Source organism: Bacillus sp. RHFS10 (assembly GCF_016757475.1).
Classification (GTDB): Bacteria; Bacillota; Bacilli; order Bacillales; family Bacillaceae; genus Bacillus; species Bacillus subtilis_G.
Genome location: NZ_JAESPO010000001.1, coordinates 195,373 through 220,992, shown reverse-complemented (window position 1 = coordinate 220,992; position 25,620 = coordinate 195,373). Strand labels below are relative to the sequence as shown.

The window sequence follows — 25,620 nt, the reverse complement described above, 5'->3', positions numbered from 1 at the left end:
CGGCAGAGAAAACTCTCTACCGGTTTATCATTTTTTTGATCGCTCCCCAAGCCTCGTCTTTCCCCTTTTTCGTTTCTGAGGAGTAGAGAATCAGCTCATCTTCGGGATCAATATTTAATGTCTGGCGGACAACTTTTGCGTGTTTGTCCCATTTTCCTTTCGGAATCTTATCCGCCTTTGTAGCGATAATAATAACAGGGATGCCATAATACTTTAAGAATTCATACATCTGCACATCATCATTAGACGGCGCATGCCGCAAATCAACGATCTGCACCACTGCTTTCAATTCCTCGCGTGACGTAATATAAGTTTCAATCATTCTGCCCCAAGCTTCACGCTCAGACTTTGACACTTTGGCAAAACCGTAACCCGGTACATCCACAAAATGCAAAACATCATTGATAATATAAAAATTCAACGTTTGTGTTTTTCCCGGTTTTGATGATGTTCTCGCAAGATTTTTGCGATTGATTAACGAATTGATAAATGACGATTTTCCCACGTTCGATCTTCCGGCCAGTGCAATTTCCGGAAGTCCCCCTCCAGGGTACTGTTCCGGCTTAACCGCACTGATCACGATTTCTGACTTTGTGACTTTCATTTCTTCTCTCCTACTAAGGCATGTTCCAAAACTTCGTCTAAGTGGGACGCCAATATAAATGTCAGGCCCTCTCTGACGCTTTCCGGAATATCCTCTATATCTTTTTCATTCTCTTTAGGCGCAATAATGGTCGTTAATCCCGCTCTATGCGCGCCGAGCGCTTTTTCCTTTAATCCGCCGATTGGAAGCACGCGTCCGCGAAGCGTGATTTCCCCAGTCATGCCGACTTCACGTGAAACTGCCCGTCCAGTTAAAGCAGAAACAAGAGCTGTCGCCATCGTAATCCCGGCTGACGGACCATCTTTAGGCACCGCACCCTCAGGTACATGTATATGAATATCATACTTCTCATGAAAGTCAGGTTCAATGCCAAGTTCTTCTGTTTTTGAACGCACATAGCTGAATGCAGCCTGAGCTGACTCTCTCATGACATCTCCGAGCTTTCCTGTCAGGATCAATTTCCCTTTACCCGGAGAGAGCGATACTTCAATCGACAGCGTATCTCCGCCGACGGTTGTATAAGCAAGCCCTGTAACTACACCTATTTGATCTTCTGTTTCAGCTTGTCCATATCTGAAAATGCGCTTTCCGATAAAGTCCTGAAGGTTCTTCTCAGTAACCGTAATCCGTTTTCGCTCTTCAGCAACAATGGTTCTTGCGGCCTTACGGCAAATCGCGGCAAGCTGGCGTTCAAGGCTTCTCACACCCGCTTCTCTCGTATAGTAGCGGATGATATCGAGAATCGCCTGATCACGTAGCTGCAGGTTGCTTTTCTTAAGCCCGTGTTCCTTGATCTGCTTCGGAAGCAGGTGGTCTTTCACGATTTCGAGTTTTTCTACTTCTGTGTAACCTGCAATATTAATAATTTCCATTCTGTCTCTGAGCGGACCCGGAATCGTCGCCAAATTGTTTGCCGTTGCGATAAACAGCACTTTTGATAAATCAAAGGTTTCTTCAATATAGTGATCACTGAAGGTGCTGTTTTGCTCTGGATCAAGCACTTCAAGCATAGCAGATGACGGGTCGCCTCTGAAATCAGATGACATTTTGTCAATCTCGTCTAATAAGAAGACCGGATTCAGCTTGCCTGCTTTTTTCATTCCTTGAATAATGCGTCCAGGCATTGCTCCGACATAAGTTCGTCTGTGTCCGCGGATCTCTGATTCGTCACGCACTCCGCCGAGTGAAACTCTGACAAATTTCCGCTCCAAGCTTTTTGCAATGGATTTCGCTAAGGACGTTTTCCCGACACCTGGAGGTCCTGCCAAGCAGAGAATCGGGCCTTTTAGGGATTTTGTCAGCTTCTGGACAGCCAAATATTCTAAGATACGCTCTTTCACTTTTTCTAGTCCGTGATGCTCTTCGTCCAAGAGGCGCCCTGCCTCTTTCAGATCAAGCTTATCATCTGTCTCATCCGTCCACGGGAGAGCGATCAGCCAGTCGATATAATTGCGGATCACAGAGCTTTCCGCGGAACTTGACGGAATTTTTTCGTATCTGTTCAATTCCTTTAGCGCGGTTTCCTTCACATGGTCAGGCATGCCAGCTTCTTCGATTTTTTCCGTCAGCGTTTGTACTTCGCCTGTTTTGCCTTCTTTATCGCCAAGCTCTTTTTGGATTGCTTTCATTTGCTCACGCAAGTAGTATTCCTTTTGCGTACGCTCCATCGAACGTTTAACGCGCTGGCCGATTTTTTTCTCGATCTCCAGCACTTCTTTTTCATTATTAATAAAATCAATAACCTTGTTCAGTCTGTCTTTGACGTCAGACGTTTCTAAAATATCCTGCTTATCCTTTAGTTTAAGGGGCAGGTGAGAAGCAACGATGTCTGCCATTCTCCCTGGCTCTTCGATATCTGTAACCGCGGCGTATGTTTCGGCAGAGATTTTTTTAGAAATTTTTATGTACTGATCAAAGTGGTCTAACAAAGTCCGCATCAATGCTTCGTCTTCTGTATCTTTTGATTCATCTTCATGAATCAGCTGAATGTCGACCGACGTGTAATCCTCATACTCATTGTATTTGACGATTTGAGCGCGTTTGAGGCCCTCAACCAACACACGAATCGTACCGTTCGGAAGCTTCAGCATTTGCTTAATTTTTGTATAGGTGCCGACAGTGAAAATCTCGTCTTCACCCGGTTCGTCTATCGAAATATCCTGCTGAGTGGCTAAAAATATCATATGATCATGCATCATTGCCTGTTCAAGGGCTTGAACCGACTTGTCACGTCCTACATCTAAGTGTAAAACCATCGTCGGGTACACTAATAAACCTCTTAAAGGGAGGAGCGGGATGCTGCGTTTTAATTCTTCTGCCATATGACTGACACCTCCGTGACTTTAGTATGAACCATTATAATACAACTTTTTCATCCTTGTACAATAAACGGCATGATTCTATTTTCTATAATACAGTCTCCTCGTAGTATACCCTTTCTTTCCGATATGAAAAAGGAAAAGATGTCCTTCATAGAAAAAACCCTATTTTAAAAATAGGGTCAGACGGATTCTTTATTGATTTGCATATTAAACGGTTTTTGTTCTGTTGGCGGATTCACTAAAATTTCATCAAGCACTTCCTGGAACGTCTTCACTGCAATAATTGTGATTCCGTCAATCTGCTTTAGGATCGTCTGCTGATTTTCATACGGGATGATCACTTTTTTCGCACCGGATTGCTTAGCTGCTTTTATTTTCGGAATCACGCCCCCAATGGGTTTTACAAGACCATTCAGGCTGATTTCGCCCGTCATGGCAACAGTATTGTCAATTGGGATTTTGTGAATCGCCGAGAAAATTCCCGCTGCCATGGCGATGCCTGCCGACGGCCCGTCAATCGGAATCCCTCCTGGGAAATTAACGTGTATATCATAATCAGACGGCTTCATTCCCATTGTCCGGAGGACGGTTAACACGTTTTCAACCGACCCCTTTGCCATGCTTTTTCGCCGGATTGATTTTGATTGGCTGCCGATACTCTCTTCTTCAGCTATTCCTGTGATATTAATGGATCCTTTGTCCTGAGCCGGGCTTACACTCACTTCGATTTCCAGCAGCGATCCGCTATTAGGTCCGTATACTGCAAGCCCATTTACGATGCCGACTTGCGGTTCAGCGCCGATTTTCTGTTCGTGCTTCGGAATAAGCTGGCTGGAATGAATGACCCATTCAATATCCTCAATCGTAATGTCTTTCCGATTCTCCGTTACCGCCATTCCCGCCGCGATTTGAATCATGTTAACGGCTTCCCGCCCGTTTCGCGTAAAGCTGGTCAGCAGATCCAAACCTTCAGCAGAAATGTTTTTTTCAATTTTATCCGCTGCCGTTTTGGCAACTGTTTTCAATTCATCCTTTTCAAGCTCACGGAAAAATACCTCTAAACAGCGGGATCGGATAGCTGGCGGAATTTCGTTCGGCATTCTTGTCGTTGCGCCAATCAGGCGAAAATCAGCCGGCAGCCCATTTTGAAAAATGTCGTGAATATGATTCGGGATTTGTGTGTTTTCCTCGCTGTAATACGCGCTGTCTAAAAAGACTTTTCTGTCCTCAAGCACCTTCAGCATTTTATTCATTTGAATAGGATGCAACTCACCTATTTCATCAATAAACAGCACACCGCCATGGGCATGGGTAACAGCACCCTGCTTCGGCTGCGGAATTCCCGCCTGTCCCATCGCTCCTGCCCCTTGGTATATGGGATCATGGACAGAGCCGATGAGCGGATCGGCAATTCCTCTTTCATCAAAACGAGCTGTTGTCGCATCGAGTTCCACAAATACAGCCTGCTCTTTAAACGGCGATTGTTTATGTTTTTTCGCTTCTTCTAACACAAGCCGTGCAGCAGCTGTTTTTCCGACGCCCGGAGGCCCATAGACAATGACATGCTGAGGATTGGGCCCGCACAAAGCGGCCTTTAATGCTTTAATGCCGTCTTCCTGCCCAACGATATCTTGAAAGCTTTTGGGGCGGACCTTTTCAGATAATGGCTCGGACAAGCTGATGGCACGCATTTTCCGAAGCTGCTCCATTTCCTTCTTCGATTCCTTATCTATCGTGACCTTTTGTGTCCTTTGATTTTTAAGCAAATTCCAAAAATACAAACCGATGATGATCCCAAAAAACAGCTGAATAAATAACGCGATCCCTGTCCAACTCATGATGGTCCCTCCTGAAAAACAATTTATGTATCCAATTCATTCCTCTGAATGCTAGTATCTCCCACAGAAGACGGGAATAAACGTTTTTCCGGAAGAGTTTGCACGACAAAAAACCTCCTGAATGTCACCACTCAGGAGGTTTGTGCTTATCTTTATGCAGATGTTTTATCTTGGCTTACCTCAGTGCCGTCTTTTAATAAGAGGCGGGGAAGCTCTCCGTGTGTCACAGTTGCCCCGGTAATCACACATTTTTCAATGTCATCACGAGAAGGCAGATCAAACATCACATCAAGCATGATGCCCTCAATGATAGAACGGAGTCCGCGCGCTCCAGTCTTACGTTCAATTGCTTTTTTAGCAATTTCAGAAAGCGCTCCTTCTTCAAACTCAAGCTCAACATTGTCAAGCTCAAGCATTTTCTTGAATTGCTTAACAAGAGCATTTTTCGGTTTTGTTAAAATCGCAACCAATGCTTCTTCGTCAAGCTTTTCAAGGCTCGCAATAACCGGAAGACGTCCGATAAATTCAGGAATTAACCCGAAGCGGAGCAAGTCTTCAGGAAGCACTTTTGAAAGAAGATCTTCTTTCTCAAGATCAGCAGCTTTATTGTCCCCACCGAATCCAATCACTTTTTGACCTAAACGGCGTTTGATGATTTGCTCGATACCATCGAAAGCACCGCCGCAAATGAACAAAATGTTTGTTGTGTCAATTTGAATGAATTCTTGATGAGGGTGCTTACGTCCTCCTTGAGGCGGCACGCTTGCCACTGTACCCTCAAGAATTTTAAGCAATGCCTGCTGTACTCCTTCACCTGACACGTCACGTGTAATAGACGGGTTTTCTGATTTTCTTGCCACTTTATCGATTTCATCAATATAAATAATGCCCTTTTCGGCTTTTTCTACATCATAATCAGCAGCTTGGATGAGCTTCAAGAGAATATTCTCTACATCTTCACCCACATATCCAGCTTCAGTCAAAGACGTAGCGTCCGCAATCGCAAACGGCACATTTAAAATGCGGGCCAATGTTTGCGCCAGAAGGGTTTTACCGCTTCCTGTAGGACCGATTAATGAAATATTACTTTTTGAAAGCTCAACATCATCAACTTTACTGTTGGAGTTAATGCGCTTATAGTGGTTATACACAGCAACAGCGAGTGATTTCTTCGCTTGATCCTGTCCGATGACATATTCATTCAGAATTTCGCGAATTTCCTGAGGCTTCGGTACGTCTTTAAATTCTACTTCTTCTTCAGTTCCGAGTTCTTCCTCCACAATTTCAGTGCAGAGTTCGATACATTCGTCACATATATATACACCAGGTCCGGCTACAAGCTTACGAACCTGATCTTGTGTTTTTCCACAAAACGAGCATTTTAATTGTCCTTTTTCCTCGTTAAATTTAAACATTCTTTCACCCCTTAATCTTGTCTCACTTTTTCTTTTACCGGCAGAGCAAAAGAAAATGATTCTTGAAACGAACGAGTATGTATTGCATTTTACCATACTTTCCAAAAAGACGGTAACAATGTGTTTCTGACTTGCACATTCTATATGTATGACAAAAAACAGCCCTGCATTAACTATCTTGCCCCAAGAAAAAGAGATATATCATAATTGTACAAAACAAGGCACGAATGATTCGCGCCCTGTTTTATTATTACTATTATTATGCACCATATTAACGGTTTTCTACAAGAAAATCAATTGCTTTGCGAACTTTTAAATCTTCTTTCATCGCGTCAGTAGAACCGATGGCTTGTTTAATATTTTCAACAGGCATGTTGTATGCTTCAGCCATTTTAGAAAGCTCAGCATCAACTTCCTCATCTGATACTTCAAGGTTTTCCGCTTTCGCAATCCCCTCAAGAGTCAGGTTAGATTTAACGCGTTTTTCAGCATCTTCTTTCATTTGCTCTTTTAACGCAGCTTCATCTTGGCCAGAGAATTGAGTGTAAAGCTCAAGGTTCATGCCTTGCATTTGCAGACGCTGTTCAAATTCCTTCAGCATGCGGTCAAGCTCAGTGTCGACCATTGCTTGCGGTACATCGATTTCAGCATTCTCAGAAGCTTTCAGAACAAGCTCTTCACGCAATTTAGCGTCAGCTTCGTTTTCTTTCGCTTCTTCTAAACGTTTCTTTGTTTTTTCAGTTAATTCAGCAAGTGTTTCCACTTCTTCATCGATATCTTTTGCGAATTCATCGTCAAGCTCAGGAAGCTCTTTCGCTTTGATTTCGTGAATTTTCACTTTGAACACAGCTGGTTTGCCAGCAAGCTCTTCAGCGTGATACTCTTCAGGGAATGTCACTTCAACATCCTTCTCAGCGCCTGCTTCAAGGCCGACTACCTGCTCTTCGAAGCCAGGGATGAATGAACCAGAACCTACTTCAAGAGAGTAGTTTTCTGCTTTTCCACCTTCGAACGCTTCGCCGTCAACGAAACCTTCGAAATCAAGAACAACTGTGTTTCCTTCTTCAACAGCGCCTTCTTCTTTTACAACAAGCTCCGCTTGACGCTCTTGAAGCGCTTTTAGTTCATTTTGAACATCTTCATCAGTTACAGTTGCATCGTCTTTTTCAACGCCTAAGCCTTTGTATTCGCCAAGCTTCACTTCAGGTTTCACTGTTACTTTCGCTGTGAAGATTAAGCTTTCGCCTTTTTCGATTTTTTCAACATCGATTTCAGGACGGTCTACAGGCTCGATTCCAGCTTCTTCAACCGCTTTAGGGTATTCTACAGGAAGAAGAATATCCAAAGCATCTTGGTAAAGAGCTTCTACGCCAAAGCGCTGTTCGAATAATCCGCGAGGAATTTTTCCTTTACGGAATCCAGGAATTGAAACTTGTTTTACTACTTTTTTAAATGCATCATCAAGTGCTGTTTTAAACGTTTCAGCATCAACTTCAACCGTTAAAACGCCTTCGTTGCCTTCTTGTTTTTCCCATTTTACAGACATGTGTTTCCCTCCAAAAATCTATTCAGGTTGTGTCGGTCTTCCATTCTAAAGCAATCATTCGGCTTCGTCCAACAAAAACAAAGCTGCCAAAGATCAGAATCATTATGTATAGATGTTAATAATGAACTCAAAGCCTGTCCAACCGTATTTCTTATAACCCGTTATACACAAATACAACCATTATATTATAACATAACACATACCGCTTTCAACTATATGGCGCGATTTACAAATAAGAAATTTCTTCAATATCTTTTATCATCGTGCACGCTTCATCGAGTTCTCTGTCGGTAAACTCATACATCATATGAAGTTCTTCTCTTTCAATTTCAATCCCATGCATCTCGTAACCGACTTTATGCAGGGCAGCCGCCCAAAGGTCTGCCGAAAGCAATTTCGGCTGGAACGGATATAAAACATATAAATGTCTTCTCCACAGTTCTTCAACTGCCGCATATAAGGTTGGATTTTCATTTCCAAGTGTCTCATCCAGCACCCGAAGAACACGGTGTAAAATCGGTGCGGCATCAGGCGGGACAATCTCAGACGGTTCAATTGTCAGCGACTCGCCAAATTTAGTAATGTGCACGGGTTTGCTATACTCATGCTCAGCCAACAGCATGACGATCATCGTTTTGATATTCGGGTGAGCTGAGGGGTCTTGAAGGATTGTTTTGAGCAGACCTGTATACTTCGCTACATTCCGGTCTTTTAAAGAATGAATTAAATTCATTTGCTCCTCAGGGCTTGCCAGCACTTTCTCCGTGTCAATTGTATCCTCATATTCCTCGGCCCAAGCCTCGTCTTCACGTTCCGGATCGGTCATTTTACGGCTGAAATCAAGCAGCTTATAAAATTGTTCGGCACTTTCCGCAGGCAGCTGGTTTTCTTCCAAAACAGCTTCAATCGTGCTTTTGACTTCTTCGTATTTTTTGAGCTGAATTAAGATGGTCATGTACACCTGTAAAACCGTAAAATAATGGCCGTAACCTTCTTTTAGCATCTTCTCGCATACGCTTTCTGCCTCTTCCAATTCGCCCAGCTCTAAAAAGCAGATGGCCATCCCTAAGTGAAGATCGGATTCAGTATCATCATATTTCATCGCTTCTGAAAACAGATCAAGCGCTTCTTGATACTTTTTTTCCTTCAGTGATGACATCCCTTTTTCCACAAGACGGTCTTTCAGATGAGGAAAAGGAATAATTTTTGCGTTTTTCTTGTCATGCGTCATACCTATATTCCTTTCAGGCATTTATTTTGTTCAAGTGTATCAACACCTGCGAACAAAAACAAGGAATGAAAGGTTTCGCCAGGCTAAAAAAGCCGCCGGACAAATGCCGGCAGCTTTTTCAGGCTTGAAGCCAAGAGCTTCTTTGTGATTCAAACTGCTTGATTTCATCTTCCAGCAAAAGCGTTAATGAAATTTCATCATAGCCGTTGATGAGCATCTCTTTCCAATGCGGATCAACTTCGAATGAAATTTGATTGCCTTCACTATCACGAATAAGCTGATTTTCAAGGTCAACAGTCATTTGCAATGACTGGTTTTCATACTGACCGACAAGCGTTCTCCAATTGTCATATGGCATACGAATCGGCAGCATACCGTTTTTAAAGCAGTTCTGGTGGAAAATATCAGCAAATGACGGCGCGATAATGATTTTAAACCCATAGTCATCAAGCGCCCATGGAGCGTGTTCACGTGATGAACCGCACCCGAAGTTTTCTCCTGCTATTAAAATGGAAGCCCCTTGATAAGCAGGCTGGTTTAATTCAAATTCAGGGTTCGGTTCACCTTTCGCATCATATCTCCAATCAAAGAATGCAAATCGGCCGTAGCCTGTTCTTTCAATTCTCTTCAAAAATTGCTTAGGAATAATCTGGTCTGTGTCAACATTGATTCGATTTAATACGGCCGCTTTCCCCGTATGTGTTTTCAAAGGTTCCATCTCGCGCACTCCTTACACAACTGTTTTTTCCTGATAAAACTTTCTGACATCAACGAAGTGTCCGTGAATGGCAGCCATCGCAGCCATTGCCGGGCTGACGAGATGTGTTCTTGCACCTTTTCCTTGTCTGCCCTCGAAGTTGCGGTTAGAGGTTGACGCACAGCGCTCTCCCTCAGGAACAACGTCATTATTCATGCTTAAACACATACTGCAGCCTGACTCTCTCCATTCAAATCCAGCTTCCAAGAAAATCTGGTCAAGCCCTTCTTTTTCAGCCTGAAGCTTTACGCTTTGAGATCCGGGAACAACGATGGCTCTTACGCTGTCAGCTACCTTCTTCCCTTTGATCATATCAGCAGCCTGGCGAAGGTCAGTCATGCGGGAATTTGTGCAGGAACCGATAAATACGTGATCCACTTTGATGTCTTCAATATTCTGATGGGGGGTCAGCCCCATATATTCATAAGCACGAATCGCTTCTTTTTTGTCATCTTCTGCGGAAAAGCTTTCCGGCGCAGGAACTTCAGAATCGACAGGAAGAACCATTCCCGGGTTGATGCCCCATGTCACCATAGGAGAAATTTCGTTGCCGTCAAAGACGATAGATTTATCGTAAACAGCGCCAGAATCTGTGCGCAGCGCCTTCCATTCCTCTACGGCCTTGTCAAATTCTTCGCCTTTTGGCGTGTATTTGCGGTTTTGGCAATATTCGAATGTCACTTCGTCAGGTGCAATCAACCCTGCTCTTGCCCCTGCTTCAATTGACATGTTACACACGGTCATTCGTTCATCCATCGTCATATTTCTGAATACTTCCCCAGTGTATTCAATGACGTAGCCAGTGCCGAATTTCACCCCGTATTTACCAATGACAGCAAGAATGACATCCTTTGCCGTTACCCCTTTTTGAAGCGTTCCGTCTACGCGCACTTCAAGTGTTTTCGGACGCTGCTGCCAAAGTGTCTGTGTGGAAAGGACATGCTCAACTTCACTTGTCCCGATCCCGAATGCAAGGGCGCCGAATGCGCCATGGGTTGATGTATGGCTGTCGCCGCATACGATCGTTTTCCCCGGAAGCGTTAAGCCCAGTTCAGGACCGACGACATGGACAATCCCTTGATCCACACTGTGAAGATCGGCAAGGCGCACGCCAAATTCTTCACAGTTTCGTTCAAGCGCCGTCACTTGGCGTTTCGCCACTTCATCCTTTATCTCAAAACGATTGACGGTCGGAATGTTGTGGTCCATTGTCGCAAATGTGTTTTCGGGTCTTCTGACCTTTCTTCCCTTTTGTCTCAACCCTTCAAATGCCTGAGGAGACGTCACCTCATGAATAAGATGCAAATCAATATAGAGAAGATCAGGTTTCCCCTCACCATGTTTGACAATATGCTGATCCCAAATCTTTTCGATGATTGTTCGAGGCATCATCTTTTATTTCCTCCCTCTACCTATGAACTAAGACCGCTTAACGTAAGCTGTCACACATTAGAAATTGTATTTTCACTCATAATTAATGTCTTAACTTCCTTTGTAATGGCCTGAGTGCTGCTGAACTCTTCGCCTCGTGCCAAGTCTCTTGTTCTTTTTCCGGAAGCCAAGACTTTATTAACCGCATCTTCTACAGCTTTCGCTTCCTCTTCAAGCCCGAAAGATGTCCTCAAAAGCATTGCCGCTGACAATATGGCCGCGAACGGATTTGCCATCCCTTTACCGGCTATGTCAGGCGCGGAACCATGAACAGGCTCAAACAGATGAAGACCTGAACTTGACAGGCTGGCTGACGGGAGCATTCCGAGTGAGCCTGTAAGCATGGACGCTTCATCGCTTAAAATATCGCCGAACATGTTTTCAGTCACCACGACATCAAATTGATTCGGTGCATAAATCAGCTGCATGGCCGCGTTATCCACAAGCATGTGCTCCAGCTTCACATCAGGAAAGTCTTTTGCAACGTCCTCTGCCACTTCACGCCACAGCCTGCTTGATTCAAGAACGTTCGCTTTATCAACAGAGGTCACTTTGCCTTTTCTGGCCGCCGCCATTTTAAAGCCCTCTCTGATCACGCGCTCAATTTCCGTCCGCTTATAAAACAGTGTGTCTACAGCTTCCTGCTCACCTTCAGTGTTTACATAGCGTTTGCTCGGCTGGCCGAAATACAAGCCGCCTGTCAGCTCACGGACGATAACGAAATCAACGTTATCAATATATTCTTTTTTCAAAGGTGAAGCGTCAGAAAGGCTTTCGAACACCTTCACAGGCCGCAAATTCGCAAACAAATCTAGCTGTTTTCTGATGCTGAGCAGCCCTTTTTCCGGTCTCAGCTCCGAAGGATTTTGATCCCATTTCGGTCCGCCCACAGCGCCAAGCAATATAGCGTCCGCATTTTTACAAGCCGAAACGGTTTCCTCCGGGAGGGGGTTGTTATGTTCATCAATCGCCGCCCCTCCGATCAGGCCATATTCAAATTCAAAATCATGTTTAAAGCGTTCGGCAACACTTTTCAGTACGTCTGTCGCTGATTCTAATACCTCAGGGCCGATCCCGTCTCCGGGCAATAGAGCAATACGTTTCTTCAAGTTAACCGTTCTCCTTTCTTTTATGACCCGACAGCTGTATGGTTTTTAAGTCCGCTCATATTCGACTGGAAAACCAATTGACGGTTGACTGCGTTCAAATAGGCTTTCGCTGAAGCTTCTAATACGTCTTGCGCTATGCCCCGCCCTGCTGATTCTTTTCCGTTCAATAAAACTCTTACATACACCTGGGCAAATGCGTCTTCGCCTTTTCGATTGGACTGAATGCGGTAGTCCAAGAGCTCCACGTCTTTATCGATGCAGCGCTCAAGCGTGTTGTAGATCGCTTCCACGCTTCCTGCTCCAGTTGCCGCTTCCTGAATAAGCTCTGCGTTTTCTTGATTTTTCAAAGAAAGTGTAGCCGTAGGCACCTGGCTTGTTCCGTAATGCACTTGTAAGGAAAGAAATTCATACCCAATCTTGCGGTCTGTTACTTTTTCTTCTAAAATAAGAGAAACAAGATCCTCATCAGTGATTTCTTTTTTCTTCTCAGTCAACTCTTTGAACATCGCAAAGAATTTATTAATCTCTTCACTATCAAATTGGAATCCTAAAGCAGTCAGCCGGTCTTTAAATGCGTGGCGTCCGGAATGTTTACCCAGGACAAGCGCATCAGCTGTTACACCGACAAGCTCCGGTGAAATAATTTCATAAGTCGATTTTTCTTTTAAGAAGCCGTCCTGATGGATGCCTGATTCATGAGCAAATGCATTATCGCCCACAACCGCTTTATTGCGCGGAACAGCCATACCTGTCAGCTTGCTTACTAAATCGCTTGTTCGCTTAATCTCGTTCAATGTAATGCCTGTTTCAACTTGATAGAAATCTTTTCTGACATGGAGGGCAACGGCAATCTCCTCTAATGCCGCGTTTCCGGCTCTTTCACCGATCCCATTCACAGCGCATTCGATTTGATCAGCGCCATTTTCAATCGCAGCAAGAGAGTTTGCGACTGCCATCCCCAAATCATCATGACAGTGGGCTGAAAGCTTTGCTTGATGAATGTTCGAAACGTTTTCCTTCATATATTTAAAGATATTTCCGTATTCCGCTGGAGCCAGGTAGCCAACCGTATCTGGAAGATTGATAACACTGGCGCCTGCGTCAATGACTTTCTCGACGATTTCCGCTAAAAACGGCAGTTCAGTCCGGCAGGCATCTTCAGCTGACCATTGCACAACCGGAAAACGCTCTTTTGCGTATTTCACCATTTCAACCGCTCTTTCGATGACTTGCTCACGAGTCATTTTCAGCTTGTGTTTCAAGTGAATGTCCGATGTGGCGATAAATACGTGAACTCTCGGGTAAGCACCGTCCTTTAACGCTTCCCAAGCAGCATCAATATCACCTTTTACACAACGGGCAAGACCAGTCACTGAACAATTTTTAATGGTTCTTGCAATTTCCTGAACAGCTAAAAAGTCACCTCGGGACGAAGCGGGAAACCCCGCTTCAATGATATCTGCCCCGAGTCTTTCGAGCTGCTTTGCTATGGCAAGTTTCTCCTGTGTATTTAAGTTCACGCCAGGGGACTGTTCACCATCACGAAGCGTCGTGTCGAAAAAATTAATTTTGCGCAACGGAGACCACCGCTTCCTTCTTCTTGCCTTGTTTCACAAACGGCATCATTTCACGAAGCTTTCTTCCCACCACTTCAATTTGATGTTCGTTTTCGCTCGCATTGATCGCGTTGAAACGAGGACGGTTTACTTGGTTTTCGACGATCCACTCTTTTGCGAATGTCCCGTTTTGGATATCTTTTAATACTTCTTTCATAGATTCTTTTACTTTAGCGTCCACAACGCGCGGCCCTGATACGAAATCTCCCCACTGTGCTGTGTCAGAGATTGAATATCTCATGCCTTCAAGTCCTTCTTCGTACATAAGGTCTACGATTAATTTCAACTCGTGCAGACACTCGAAGTACGCAAGTTCAGGCTGGTAACCTGCTTCAGTTAATGTTTCAAATCCAGCTTTTACAAGCGCGCTTAATCCTCCGCAAAGAACTGCTTGCTCACCGAACAAATCTGTTTCTGTTTCTTCTTTAAATGTCGTTTCCAAAACGCCCGCTCTAGCGCCGCCGATTCCTTTTGCATACGCAAGGGCTTTGTCTCTTGCTTCTCCAGTCACATCTTGGTAAATCGCGAACAATGCCGGCACGCCAGCTCCTTGCTCATATGTTCTTCTTACCAAGTGTCCCGGACCTTTAGGCGCTACCAAGAATACATCTACATCCGCAGGAGGAACAATTTGATGGAAATGAACGTTAAATCCGTGAGCGAACACCAATGATTTTCCAGCTGTCAATTCATCTTTGATTTCAGCTTCGTATACTTTTTGCTGCTGTTCATCCGGAAGCAGAACCATGATGATTTCAGCTTGGGCTGCCGCTTCTTTTACTGAAAATACTTTATGTCCGTCTTCTTGAGCTTGCGTGAAAGATTTCCCTTGTCTAACACCGACGATCACGTCAACTCCGCTTTCTTTAAGGTTCAGGGCATGCGCGTGACCCTGCGAACCGTACCCGATAACCGCTACTGTTCTCCCACTCAATACGTTTTCTTTGATATCACCGTTATAATATACTTTTACCATTTCAATCTCTCCCTTGTTATGTTTTATACAATAGATATTGTTTTATTGGATGACGCCTTCTGCTGGGTTCCCCTCGCAAAAGCCGTTGTACCTGTTCTCGCGATTTCTTTAATGCCATAAGGTTTTAACAATTCAATAAGCGCTTCAATTTTGTTAGATTCGCCTGTCACCTGAACAACGATGCTGTCTCTGCTGACATCAACGACAGAGGCTCTGAACGGTTCTATAATTCCATTAATCTCTGATCTCGTTGACGGTGCGGAAACGACCTTGATTAAGGCCAGCTCCCTCTGGACAATCGATTGATTCGTGATGTCTGTGACTTTCAGGACATCAATCTGTTTGTTGAGCTGTTTTGTCAGCTGTTCAACATCATTTTCTCCTTCTACGTGAACGACAAAGGTGATTCTGGAAACGCCGGTTGTTTCTGTGTGGCCAACTGTAATACTTTCAATGTTGTAATGTCTTTTTGTAAATAGACCGGTGATCCGGTTTAATACGCCGGAACGATTCACCACAGTCAAAGTGATAATTCTTTTCAAGGTTTCACCCCCACCATTTCATGCAGCCCTTTCCCCGGAGCCACCATCGGGAATACTTTTTCTTCTCTGGCAACCCGCACGTCAATGACAACCGGCTCTTTTGATCTTAATGCCTCTTCCAGCTTTTCTTTCGCTTCCGCATCCGATGAAATTCTGATGCCTTTAATGCCGTATGCTTCTGACAATTTGACGAAGTCAGGCTGAGAAGCAAATTTAGATTCTGAATAGCGTTCTTCATAGAAAATTTCCTGCCACTGTCTGACCATTCCGAGACAAGCGTTATTTAAAATGATGACTTTGACCGGAAGATTCAATTCGCGAATGACATCGAGTTCTTGGAGCGTCATTTGAAAACCGCCGTCCCCGAGAACCGCCACTACAGTAGCATCTTTATCCGCCAGCTGTGCGCCAATCGCTGCCGGAAGGCCGAATCCCATCGTTCCAAGTCCGCCTGATGTGACCCATTTATCTGCTTTTTGGAACGGATAGAATTGCGCTGACCACATTTGATGCTGGCCGACATCCGTTGCGACTATAGCCTCGCCATTTGTAAATTGATGAATATATTCAATTAATTTCTGTGGTTTAAAGCCTTCTTCTTCATTATCTACATACCAGAGCGGGTACTCTTCTTTCCATTCGGCGAGCTGTTTTTTCCATTCGCCTGAATCGCTTTGTCTGCCGTCTTGTTTGATCAGCTCCTGCAGGACAATTTTGCTGTCTCCGACTACAGGAATCTGTGTTTTCATGATTTTTCCGATTTCAGCCGGATCAATATCGATGTGGGCAATCTTTGCGTTTTTTGCAAAGTGCTTCAGGTTTCCTGTGACGCGGTCATCAAAACGGGCACCGATACTGATTAAAAGATCACAATCATGAAGGGCCATATTGGCTGTATACGTTCCGTGCATTCCCGCCATCCCCAAGAAAAGCGGGTGATCAGCCGGGAAGCCTCCGAGCCCCAAAAGGGTGTGTGCCACTGGGATTTGCTGCTGTTCTGCATAATTTTTTAATTCTTCTGACGCTTTTCCGTGCAGTACGCCCGCCCCCGCCAGGATCACCGGTTTCTTTGCGCCGCTTACGGCTTCCACAAGCTTGCGGACCTGCAAATAATTCGGCTCGATAGTCGGCTGGTATCCCGGGAGATTCATCTCATGATCATAGCTGAATTCTCCTTCAATTGTTGCTACATCTTTCGGAATATCAATCAATACAGGTCCGGGTCTTCCAGTTGTTGCAATATGGAACGCTTCTTTAATGATACGCGGCAGATCTTCCGGCTGGCGAACCTGATAGCTGTGTTTTGTCACCGGCATGGTAATTCCTAAAATGTCCGCTTCCTGAAATGCATCACTCCCGATAACGGATGTGGCTACCTGCCCTGTAAAGACGACTAATGGCAATGAATCAATCATGGCATCCGCCAGGCCTGTAACAAGGTTTGTCGCTCCCGGGCCTGACGTGGCAATGACGACACCCGGTTTTCCGGAGACTCTTGCGTATCCTTCCGCTGCATGGATCGCACCTTGTTCGTGACGGGGAAGGATATGTACCAACCCTGAATTGTAAAGCTTATCGTAGATCGGAAGCACAGCCCCGCCCGGATAACCGAATATCATGTCTACTTTCTCTTTTTTCAATGATTCAATCAGCATTAATGCTCCGCTCATCGTCTGTGTACATTTGGCAGACGCCGAATCCACCTGTACATTAGTCCCCATTTTAGTTCCTCCTTTTGGATTTTCATCCTCTAAAGATCAATCGTTTTATTAGTTTGATAGCTGACTATTCAATAAAAAGAGCCTTTCCACCCACAATCAGCCGCGCAGTGATGCGATAGCTAAAAGGGGCGAAAAGGCTCTTCTTTCCGCGGTACCACCCTTGTTTACGGCCTATTGAATCAGCCGTCTCATGGATATTTCTATCCGCTTTAATAACGAGTGAATCAAGTTCACCCGGCCAAGTCCTACTATGGTTTCAGACTGGCACTCTGAGGCGAGTTCACCTTGTAAAGCTTTGCCGGTTCTCAGCTAACCCGGTTCTCTGTGGAAAGCTTTATCAAGGCTACTTATCCTCATCTGCGCTTTTCATATTCAGTCTCCGAAACAGCTTTTCAGCTGTTCAAGAAGGTCGTTTGTTTTTTCATTTTTCAGCATCACATTGCGATCATTTTCGCTTGTGAAGCTTGCGTTTATCTTTTGTTGAACTCATATTACGCCGCTTTGGACGCAGTGTCAACAGCATTTTTTAAAATTATTAGACAATTTTGATTAATCAATCTATATTGTATACGCTTTCATTATTGGCGCATAAGGAATTGTAACTATTAAAAGTTTTTATAATTTTTTTATTAATCTAATAAGAATACAACAGAATTTTTCAATCTGATAGAAAACTGTCATAAAATATGACGCGCTATCGTTTTTGATGGAATATATGTATGAAAGATCGGATAGGCACTTCCATTATTCCTCCGGCATACATTGGTGGTATCTTGTAAAGAAAAGGTGATACGATGAATAAATCATTAGCTGACATGCAAGGGTTCCCAGCGGGCTTTCCCACCTTTCCGCAGCCATATTATCCGACAGCTCCTTCCTTTTATCAGCAAAACGATCAGCCTTTTGGAGGCTATGGATACGGACAGCCGTACAGTCAGGCGTACAGCCCGATAAGCACCCCCTCTGCCATGTACTCCTCATTCCCATACGCATCCGGATTTTATGGGCAGCCATTTGCAGGCGCAGGCTATAGCGGCCACGGGGTAGGTTTCAGTATCCCGGCGACGCACGCCGGCGGATTCAGCAGAGCACCTGGCGCTCACGGAGGGTTTCGATATTAAAGCCGAATATTGTTTTCGGCCTTTTTTTTGCCTTGAAACGCCTTTCACAAATCAAATCATTCCAAAAATGATTCATACCGGCAGATTTTCTGTCTTTCTATTTGGAAAAAAGACGGAATATGATTATGATGAAATGAAATATGTTCTGATAACCTGCAAGTTTTTGAGGAGGAATAGAATTGCTTATAAAAATAGATAATGTAACTGGACACGAAGTGATCTCATTTGTGAATGAGCATTTACATAGCATGACGCTCATGTCCCCGCCAGAAAGCATCCATGCCTTAGATGCAGAAAGGCTGAGAGGGCCTGAAATGACATTTTGGAGCGCATGGGAGGGCAATGAACTAGCCGGCTGCGGAGCGCTTAAAGAACTGGACAGCCGGCATGGAGAAATCAAATCAATGCGCACGTCTGCATCCCATTTAAGAAAAGGGGTTGCCAAACAAATTCTCCAACACATCCTAGAAAAGGCTAGAGAGCGGGGTTATGAGAGGGTAAGCTTAGAAACAGGTTCAATGGCTTCATTTAAGCCGGCAAGAAAATTGTATGAAAGCTTCGGCTTTCAGTACTGTGAACCGTTTGCCGACTATGTTGAAGATCCGAACAGTGTGTTTATGACGAAGAAGCTGTGAACATTTTTTGGGATAGATAAGTGCAGAGGTAATCCCTGTTATTTCTTTTGCATCAATTCCCTGTTAAAATTCAATAGAGCAGAAAAAAACCAGAACAAAATCGGTTATTGCTTTATCATACAAAAAACCATCCAGCACTGGATGGTTTTTTGTATGAGTTATTTATATTTATTCACTTCATACATCAAAATGTTTTTAAACACAACATAATCCTTTTTACTTTCAAAAGGCCCTTTGTTATTGTCATGCTCATCTATTTCATAAAAGCCTGGTCCCTCTCCCGCATCACGCTGCTTATACCATTTGAGGAATCCGTTTACTTCTTTCATGGACAGCTGATACTCTTTTTGCAAACCATTTACCATGGTGATAACTAGGAGAGCGTCTCCGTCTTCTGTTGCTGAATGATCCTCAGAAGGGGTTGTTGATCCTTTATCTTTATCTCCCGGGGTTTCCTCCGCATCAGAAGGTATGTTTAAATCCTTTAATGAAATTGACATAACTGATTTAAAATTAGAGGATGCATTCCCAGTAAAACTGGATGTTTCCTCTCTTCCACCGATTACGTAAAGAGTATCATCGATAATGGCAGAAGAATGAGCCATTCTATATGGAGCTTTAGGATTAGTTACTCCTATAACCGATTGACTTTTAGGATCATACACCCTAATTCGAGTTACACCTCCTGTCATCAGTATTTTTCCTTTATAAACAAGTGCAGAATAATATCCTGCTCTGAATCCCTTACCATTTTTTGTCCAGCTATCATTTTCTGGATCATAGACATAAACAATTCGACCAATGTATTGCGTTCCGCCAAGGATATATAATTTATTATCGATTACTGCTGTAATACCCGCATAGATTTCATCATTTAACTTTTGTTTTTTCTCCCATTTCTTCGTTTCGAGATCATAACTGTAAGTCGTTGCATATTTTGTATTTTCATAGGCTACAACGTAAATTTTCTTTCCAATAGCTTCTGCATAAATTCTATAAGCTGGAACTTTTTTTTCAAAGGGGAGATCATCCGATTTTTCCCACGTATCTTTTTTTGGATCATATACTTCTACTGTCTTTACAACCCCATCGTTTGACATTCCACCCATGACATAAATTTTACCGTCAACTGTAACAGTCGCAGCTCCTCCTCTCTCTGTTGGCATGTCGGCTTTTTTTGTCCATTCATTCGTTTTAGGATCATAGACAAACGTTTGGTTCCCATAAGTACCTTGTTTTTGCATCCCGCCACCAATCACGTATATCTTTCCATCTACTACGCTGCTGCTTGCGCCCACACGCGCCTCAGGCAAATCTGCTCTTTCTTTCCATTTAACTGTTTCCGCGCTAACTGTTTGAAGCGATTGAAACAGCGTAATAACGAATAAGAAAAAAACAATGAACCATTTTTTCAAAAGAAAACACTCCCTTTATTTAATTGTTTCACATAACAAATATCGGCACAGCTTTGATTTTTTTCATATTATTTCCGGAATATTCATTTTTCAGGAAATTCATATAATAACAGGTTTGTTACTGAAAAACTTCGGATGCTTTCAATTTTGTTTATTTCAAAGATCAGCGGGAATTAAAAACGACATGAACGATAAAATGCAAAATTGATAAAGGAGGAGATTAATATGAAAAGCATAGTTGGTGTATACGAAACGCCGCAGGAAACCATTGCAGCGATTGAAGGCTTAATAACAAAAGGTTTTGATTCTGACGATATTTCGGTTGTGACAAGCCGGCGAGATACAGATTATCTTGAGTCACGGACAGGAACAGAAGTCAATCAAGCCGTCGGTGCACATGAGGATGAATCCGAATCATTTTTTGATAAGCTGAAAGATTATTTTACAATGGATGATACTGCCGCACACAGCAAGACATTATCAGATTTGGATATTACGACTGGCGAAATAGAAAATTATCAAGAGGATCTGGATGAAGGAAAACTCCTTGTGGCTGTTGATACAGATGCAGAAGTCAATCCACCTATTGATAACGGCAATGCTCTTTCAGGCGGCTTTTCAAGCACAAACGACATGGCGGATTATACAACGAAAGAAGAAAAAACAATGCCGCTGAGGGAAGAACAACTGAAAGTCGATAAGGAAGACGTTCAAACTGGAGAAGTAGAGATTGGAAAAGAAGTGAAAACAGAACAAAGAGATATGGACATCCCGGTGAGACGCGATGAAATTTATGTTGAACGCCGCCCAGTGGATGAAAATACAGCGGACGCTTCTCCCGTCAATGATTCGGAAGAGATCAGAGTACCAATCGTTGAGGAGAAACTGGAAGTGACTAAAAAACCGGTTGTCACTGATGAAGTGGTTGTCGGAAAACGGACTGTCGAAGAGAATGAGCATATTTCCGACACCGTGAAAAAAGAAGAGCCTCGTCTCAATAAAGAAGGAAAAGTTGACGGCTTGGATGATGATACGTTAAATCACAAATAAAAGATCATAAACCAACAACAAAAAACCTCAAATCCTTAAAGGATTTGAGGTTTTTCTTTTGGTACGTCCCAGGAGAGATTCGAACTCCCGACCGACGGCTTAGAAGGCCGTTGCTCTATCCAGCTGAGCTACTGGGACACGTTTTGTGTTTTCGTTTTTCGCTTTAACTATCAGCGACAAGATTTATTATATATGGGATGCAACAATAAGTCAACGGTTTTTTAGAATTTTTTTCATGAGGAAGAAAAATTTCTTCCTCATGACATTTTCATAGTGTGACACGGTTTTGCAGATCGTCAATTTCATGACCTGCTTGGTCGTAAAAACGCACTGTTGCGGCGTCATTTTCTAAAGTCAGTATAGCATAGCTTTCTGTCCTGCGCACCCTTGGAAGGCGGATGCTGCCTGGATTAATCATTAGTTTTCCGCGCAGCACTTCGCTTCCCGCGATGTGCGAATGCCCGAAACAGATCATATCCGCTCCGAGCTCCTCTGCACGATAGTATACGTTTAACAAGGTCTGTTTTATACCGTGAAGGTGGCCGTGTGTGACCAGTATTTTTTTTGAACCGGCATTCAGAAGAAGCTCGTTCTTAAAATCGCCTGTAAAATCGCAATTTCCTTTTACAACCTTATAAGGATCCAATGCCGGATGCCCGGTTTCGAGTTCAGAGTCTCCGCAATGAATCATGAGATCAACTTCCGCTTCATGCCGTTTCGCGATGGTTTGGAGTTCTTCTTCAAGCCCATGGCTGTCACTGATAATCAGCACGTTCATGTACAAGCTTCCTCCTTATGCCTCTAAAAGCTTCGACAGCTTTTTAAGCGCGTCAGCCCTGTGGCTGATTTTATTTTTTTCATCACTTGTCAGTTCGGCCATTGTCTGATCTTTATCTTTTACGATAAAGATCGGGTCATAGCCAAAACCGTATTCTCCTCTCGGCTCTTCAGCGATATACCCCTCAACATGGCCTTCGACTGTTTTTGTTTCCTCACCAGGGATGCTCACAGCCAGCGCGCATCGAAAACGGCCGGTACGCTGTTCTTTTTCGATTCCTTTCAGCTCGTTAAGAACTTTATCGATATTTGCCTGATCGTCTTTCTGTTCCCCTGCATAGCGGGCGGAATAAACGCCGGGTCGGCCCCCAAGATTATCGATGGACAGACCCGAGTCGTCCGCAATCACCATTTTGTTCACTGCTTTGGCAACAGCTTCTGCTTTGAGAATAGCATTTTCTTCAAACGTATGGCCTGTTTCTTCGATTTCTTCTGTGTATCCGATTTCAGCTAACGATTTGACATCATAGCCTTTTGGCTCAAGGATTTCTTTAAATTCCTTCACTTTTCCCGGATTATGTGTCGCAATAATTGCTTCTTTCATGATGTTCAAGCCTTTCTGTACTTATTTCAGTTCTGGCAGAGAATCACCCAGCACTTCTTTTTGCTTGTCAATCAGTTCATGAATGCCTTTTTCCGCAAGACCGAGAAGACCGTTCAGATCATCCCGTGAAAAAGTCGCCTCTTCCCCGGTTCCCTGCAGCTCCACAAAGCGGCCGCCGCCTGTCATAATGACATTCATATCAACTTCAGCGGAAGAATCTTCTTCATAATTTAAATCTAACAAAATTCCCTGTTCCTTATCAATTCCGACAGAAATCGCAGCAAGAAAATCAGTAATCGGATTTGCCTTGATCGTTCCCGCTTTGAGCAGCTTGCCAATCGCAATTGCCATGGCTAGAAATGCTCCTGTAATAGAAGCAGTTCTTGTTCCGCCATCAGCCTGAATGACATCGCAGTCAATCCAAATCGTACGTTCACCGAGCCTGTCTAAATCTACGACTGCCCGAAGCGCGCGGCCGATCAGGCGCTGGATCTCCATTGTTCTGCCGGTAACTTTCCCCTTAGAAGACTCTCTGATTGTTCTTTGGTTTGTTGCCCGCGGCAGCATGCTGTATTCAGCTGTAATCCAGCCTTTTCCCCCGCCCCGCAAAAACGGCGGCACGCGATCCTCAACAGACGCGTTGCAGATTACTTTTGTATTTCCCGCTGTTATTAGAACAGAACCTTCCGGATGGCTGATAAAATCCAAATCAAATGTGATTGGACGCAGCTCATCATGTTGTCTTCCGTCATGTCTCATGTTTTACCTCCGATTGTATGTACATAAACCATTTTTGTTCCGGAATTGAATAAAGAAAGAGGCAGCCGGAACGCTAACCTCTTTCTTTCTAGTATATCAAAAATTTCAATTTAAAAACTACCCGTATTCACTTGAGATGGTCTGGAGACCGGTTCAGTGAGCTTTTCGCCTTTTTCATTTACAAGCTCTGATTTCCCGTTTACTTTGACGGAAACGCTTTTTACATTCGGCTGCTCCGTTAACGTCAGCACAATGCTGTTCAGCACTTCTGAAGAAATCATTTTTGTCTTTTCATCAGCGCTGCCGAATATGGATTGATTGAAATCTAACGTCACGCGTCCGTCTTTGATTTTCGGCTTACTGACCAGCTTTACGTCATCACTGAAATCTGTTAACAGCCCGCTCACTTTGCTTGGGCCTTTAGCCAATTCGTTGATCGCTGCAGAAATATCATCTTTTTCAGTATTGTCGATCCGTTTCGTCACAGGCACATAGTACTCACTGTCTTCGTTTTCCGCCAAATAATAAACGGTGAGCGGATATGTTGCGGTAAGATCATTTACGCCCGATGTTTCCATATTAATCCCGTCTTTACGGCTTAAATCATCTGAGATCGGCGTGCCCCCTACAGGCATCTCCTTCAATTCATGGCCGTTTATTCTCAGCTTCACTTTATCTATCGAACTGAATTGCGTAAGCGTCCACGTCACGGATTGAACAATTTTCTGTTCGTCTTCTTTCTTATAATTTTTAAATTCATTAGAGAAGTCGGCGATTGCAGTTCCATCTTTTTTGATGTCAACGTTAACGGTTGTGTCAGCCGGCAATACGGCTCTGAAGCCATTCGGAAGAATTTCTGACACAGGTCCGCCCTGAACGAGGTATTCAAGCGCCTGCTTGGCCGTGCCTTCACTTTTTGGAAGAGGCAGCGTTTGCGCAACGACATACCCGTTTTTATCAATGAGATAAAGCTCCCTCATGATTGTAGATGCGGCTTGATCCGCTTTGGCGGTATCGTTTTTTTCACTTTCTGTTTTTTCGGCTGCTGTTGTATTTGAATCGGCCCCCGCTTCATCGTTCACGTATGTAACGTCTTGAGGCGGATCAATTTCCTCGCCTGCCTTATCAGATTGAAACAAACCGCATCCGGATAAAAGCAGGGCAGAGGTGAGACAAGTGGCACCAATGACTGCAGGTCCTTTTTTCAGCATACTTTTCCCTCCTAAGGCTGTTTGTACTATTATGTATACGAGCCCTTATCAGGAAATAGACCGAAGAATTCCGGCAAAACAGAAAAAACCCGCAACATAACGTTGCGGGGCAAAGCTATTTTCTAATCGGTTCTTGCAGTGAAGTGCATTCCACATGGCCCACCTCATGGCCAAACCAGTCATTTGCGATTTTCGCAAACTGATCACGTGCTCCTGTTGTTAGGAACTGATGATCCCGAACAATCGGAGACTGGTTCAGCAGCCCTTTATATGAGAGAATCGTGCTGACTTCCCTTGCTGTTTCATCGCCGGACGAAATAATGTTTACGTGCTCTCCCATATATCTCTGAATGGATTCTTTTAAAATAGGATAGTGGGTGCAGCCTAAAATCAGTGAATCAATCGATGTGTCTTTTAACGGATACAGGGATGTTTTGACAATCTCGTCTGCTGTCTTGTCAAGAAACTTTCCGCTTTCTACAAAAGGCACAAGCAGCGGGCAGGCAAGGTTCTCAACCTTCAGGTCAGAATTTAATGCCAAAAGCGCCTCTTCGTACGCATTGCTCTTAATTGTATTCTCTGTGCCGATGACTCCGATATGCTGATTTTCCGTCACTTTTATCGCTGCTCTCGCACCCGGCTGGATCACTCCGACCACTGGTATACCGACGCTTCGCTGGATGTCTTCCAATGCGATCGCTGTTGCTGTGTTGCAGGCGATCACGAGCATTTTAATGTGGTGGTTTTCGAGTAAATAATTCGTCAGCTCCCACGTATATTGAAGCACTTCTTCTTCAGGACGCGGCCCGTATGGACACCGTTTCGTATCCCCGACGTAGATAATATTTTCTTTTGGTAGCTGTCTCATGATTTCCTTTGCAACGGTTAAACCGCCAACCCCGGAATCAATGACTCCTATTGGTTGCCCCAACAAAATCGCC

General features: G+C 43.9%; 22 protein-coding genes, 1 tRNA gene and 1 other annotated feature. Of the genes, 3 read left to right on the top strand and 20 right to left on the bottom strand.

Translation table 11 applies throughout. The features are described 5' to 3' along the window. Window positions 1–16: 16 nt before the first annotated feature. The 13 genes from yihA to ilvB form a co-directional block, all read right to left on the bottom strand. Complete coding sequence (gene yihA / locus JMN17_RS01045; protein ID WP_087992333.1) at window positions 17–604, bottom strand: ribosome biogenesis GTP-binding protein YihA/YsxC; 588 nt, start codon at window positions 602–604, stop codon at window positions 17–19. After that, a complete protein-coding gene (gene lon, locus JMN17_RS01040; RefSeq protein WP_087992334.1) occupies window positions 601–2,925 on the bottom strand; it encodes an endopeptidase La in 2,325 nt (774 codons plus the stop codon). The genes yihA and lon overlap by 4 nt, the downstream gene beginning before the upstream one ends. A 179-nt stretch (window positions 2,926–3,104) precedes the next feature. Then, the gene (gene lonB / locus JMN17_RS01035; protein WP_087992335.1) at window positions 3,105–4,763 is read right to left on the bottom strand and encodes an ATP-dependent protease LonB; all 1,659 of its coding nucleotides are present in this window, start codon (window positions 4,761–4,763) and stop codon (window positions 3,105–3,107) included. A 152-nt stretch (window positions 4,764–4,915) separates the two neighbouring features. Continuing rightward, the gene (clpX, locus tag JMN17_RS01030) at window positions 4,916–6,178 is read right to left on the bottom strand and encodes an ATP-dependent protease ATP-binding subunit ClpX (RefSeq protein WP_087992336.1); all 1,263 of its coding nucleotides are present in this window, start codon (window positions 6,176–6,178) and stop codon (window positions 4,916–4,918) included. A 271-nt stretch (window positions 6,179–6,449) separates the two neighbouring features. Further along, window positions 6,450–7,724, bottom strand: coding sequence for a trigger factor (gene tig / locus JMN17_RS01025; protein WP_087992337.1), 1,275 nt, complete (start codon window positions 7,722–7,724; stop codon window positions 6,450–6,452). 226 nt (window positions 7,725–7,950) lie between these two features. Continuing rightward, the gene (gene ddcA / locus JMN17_RS01020; protein WP_148962253.1) at window positions 7,951–8,955 is read right to left on the bottom strand and encodes a DNA damage checkpoint antagonist DdcA; all 1,005 of its coding nucleotides are present in this window, start codon (window positions 8,953–8,955) and stop codon (window positions 7,951–7,953) included. Window positions 8,956–9,073: 118 nt separating this feature from the next. Continuing rightward, on the bottom strand, window positions 9,074–9,673 hold the full coding sequence (gene leuD / locus JMN17_RS01015; RefSeq protein WP_087992339.1) for a 3-isopropylmalate dehydratase small subunit: 600 nt from the start codon (window positions 9,671–9,673) through the stop codon (window positions 9,074–9,076). A gap of 12 nt (window positions 9,674–9,685) precedes the next feature. Then, entirely contained in the window at window positions 9,686–11,104 is a 1,419-nt protein-coding gene (gene leuC / locus JMN17_RS01010; protein ID WP_202327017.1) for a 3-isopropylmalate dehydratase large subunit, read from the bottom strand. Between the two features lie 50 nt (window positions 11,105–11,154). Then, window positions 11,155–12,252, bottom strand: coding sequence for a 3-isopropylmalate dehydrogenase (gene leuB / locus JMN17_RS01005; protein ID WP_087992341.1), 1,098 nt, complete (start codon window positions 12,250–12,252; stop codon window positions 11,155–11,157). Between the two features lie 20 nt (window positions 12,253–12,272). Next, entirely contained in the window at window positions 12,273–13,829 is a 1,557-nt protein-coding gene (locus JMN17_RS01000) for a 2-isopropylmalate synthase (RefSeq protein WP_087992342.1), read from the bottom strand. Then, the gene (ilvC, locus tag JMN17_RS00995; RefSeq protein ID WP_087992343.1) at window positions 13,816–14,844 is read right to left on the bottom strand and encodes a ketol-acid reductoisomerase; all 1,029 of its coding nucleotides are present in this window, start codon (window positions 14,842–14,844) and stop codon (window positions 13,816–13,818) included. Before ilvC ends, JMN17_RS01000 begins: the two co-directional genes overlap by 14 nt. A gap of 23 nt (window positions 14,845–14,867) precedes the next feature. Next, window positions 14,868–15,386 (bottom strand): acetolactate synthase small subunit, encoded by a 519-nt coding sequence (gene ilvN, locus JMN17_RS00990; protein WP_003222543.1) that lies wholly within the window; start codon window positions 15,384–15,386, stop codon window positions 14,868–14,870. Beyond that, the gene (gene ilvB, locus JMN17_RS00985) at window positions 15,383–17,107 is read right to left on the bottom strand and encodes an acetolactate synthase large subunit (protein ID WP_202327016.1); all 1,725 of its coding nucleotides are present in this window, start codon (window positions 17,105–17,107) and stop codon (window positions 15,383–15,385) included. The genes ilvN and ilvB overlap by 4 nt, the downstream gene beginning before the upstream one ends. Window positions 17,108–17,228: 121 nt before the next feature. Beyond that, window positions 17,229–17,476, bottom strand: a binding site (T-box leader). A 425-nt stretch (window positions 17,477–17,901) separates the two neighbouring features. On the opposite strand from ilvB, the gene JMN17_RS00980 reads away from it, so the two are divergent. Together JMN17_RS00980 and JMN17_RS00975 are read left to right on the top strand one after the other, a co-directional pair. Continuing rightward, window positions 17,902–18,228 carry a hypothetical protein gene (locus JMN17_RS00980; RefSeq protein WP_087992345.1) on the top strand — a complete coding sequence of 109 codons (327 nt, stop codon included), beginning with the start codon at window positions 17,902–17,904 and terminating at the stop codon, window positions 18,226–18,228. Between the two features lie 179 nt (window positions 18,229–18,407). Continuing rightward, complete coding sequence (locus JMN17_RS00975) at window positions 18,408–18,863, top strand: GNAT family N-acetyltransferase (protein WP_202327014.1); 456 nt, start codon at window positions 18,408–18,410, stop codon at window positions 18,861–18,863. Between the two features lie 158 nt (window positions 18,864–19,021). Here JMN17_RS00975 and JMN17_RS00970 read toward each other — a convergent pair whose 3' ends face one another. Further along, window positions 19,022–20,278 carry a Kelch repeat-containing protein gene (locus JMN17_RS00970; RefSeq protein ID WP_202327013.1) on the bottom strand — a complete coding sequence of 419 codons (1,257 nt, stop codon included), beginning with the start codon at window positions 20,276–20,278 and terminating at the stop codon, window positions 19,022–19,024. Window positions 20,279–20,503: 225 nt separating this feature from the next. On the opposite strand from JMN17_RS00970, the gene JMN17_RS00965 reads away from it, so the two are divergent. Then, window positions 20,504–21,328, top strand: a complete 825-nt coding sequence (locus JMN17_RS00965) for a YsnF/AvaK domain-containing protein (protein WP_087992350.1) — start codon at window positions 20,504–20,506, stop codon at window positions 21,326–21,328. Between the two features lie 64 nt (window positions 21,329–21,392). Here JMN17_RS00965 and JMN17_RS00960 read toward each other — a convergent pair. The 6 genes from JMN17_RS00960 to racE all read right to left on the bottom strand — a co-directional run bounded on the left by JMN17_RS00960 (window position 21,393) and on the right by racE (window position 25,613). After that, window positions 21,393–21,466, bottom strand: a tRNA-Arg gene (locus tag JMN17_RS00960). A gap of 130 nt (window positions 21,467–21,596) precedes the next feature. After that, window positions 21,597–22,106, bottom strand: coding sequence for a YfcE family phosphodiesterase (locus JMN17_RS00955; protein ID WP_202327011.1), 510 nt, complete (start codon window positions 22,104–22,106; stop codon window positions 21,597–21,599). A gap of 15 nt (window positions 22,107–22,121) precedes the next feature. Next, window positions 22,122–22,718 (bottom strand): XTP/dITP diphosphatase, encoded by a 597-nt coding sequence (locus JMN17_RS00950; protein WP_202327009.1) that lies wholly within the window; start codon window positions 22,716–22,718, stop codon window positions 22,122–22,124. A gap of 12 nt (window positions 22,719–22,730) precedes the next feature. Further along, entirely contained in the window at window positions 22,731–23,468 is a 738-nt protein-coding gene (gene rph, locus JMN17_RS00945) for a ribonuclease PH (protein WP_202327007.1), read from the bottom strand. A gap of 110 nt (window positions 23,469–23,578) precedes the next feature. After that, the gene (gerM, locus tag JMN17_RS00940; protein ID WP_202327005.1) at window positions 23,579–24,679 is read right to left on the bottom strand and encodes a spore germination protein GerM; all 1,101 of its coding nucleotides are present in this window, start codon (window positions 24,677–24,679) and stop codon (window positions 23,579–23,581) included. Between the two features lie 115 nt (window positions 24,680–24,794). Then, complete coding sequence (gene racE, locus JMN17_RS00935; protein WP_202327003.1) at window positions 24,795–25,613, bottom strand: glutamate racemase; 819 nt, start codon at window positions 25,611–25,613, stop codon at window positions 24,795–24,797. Between the last annotated feature and the right edge of the window lie 7 nt (window positions 25,614–25,620).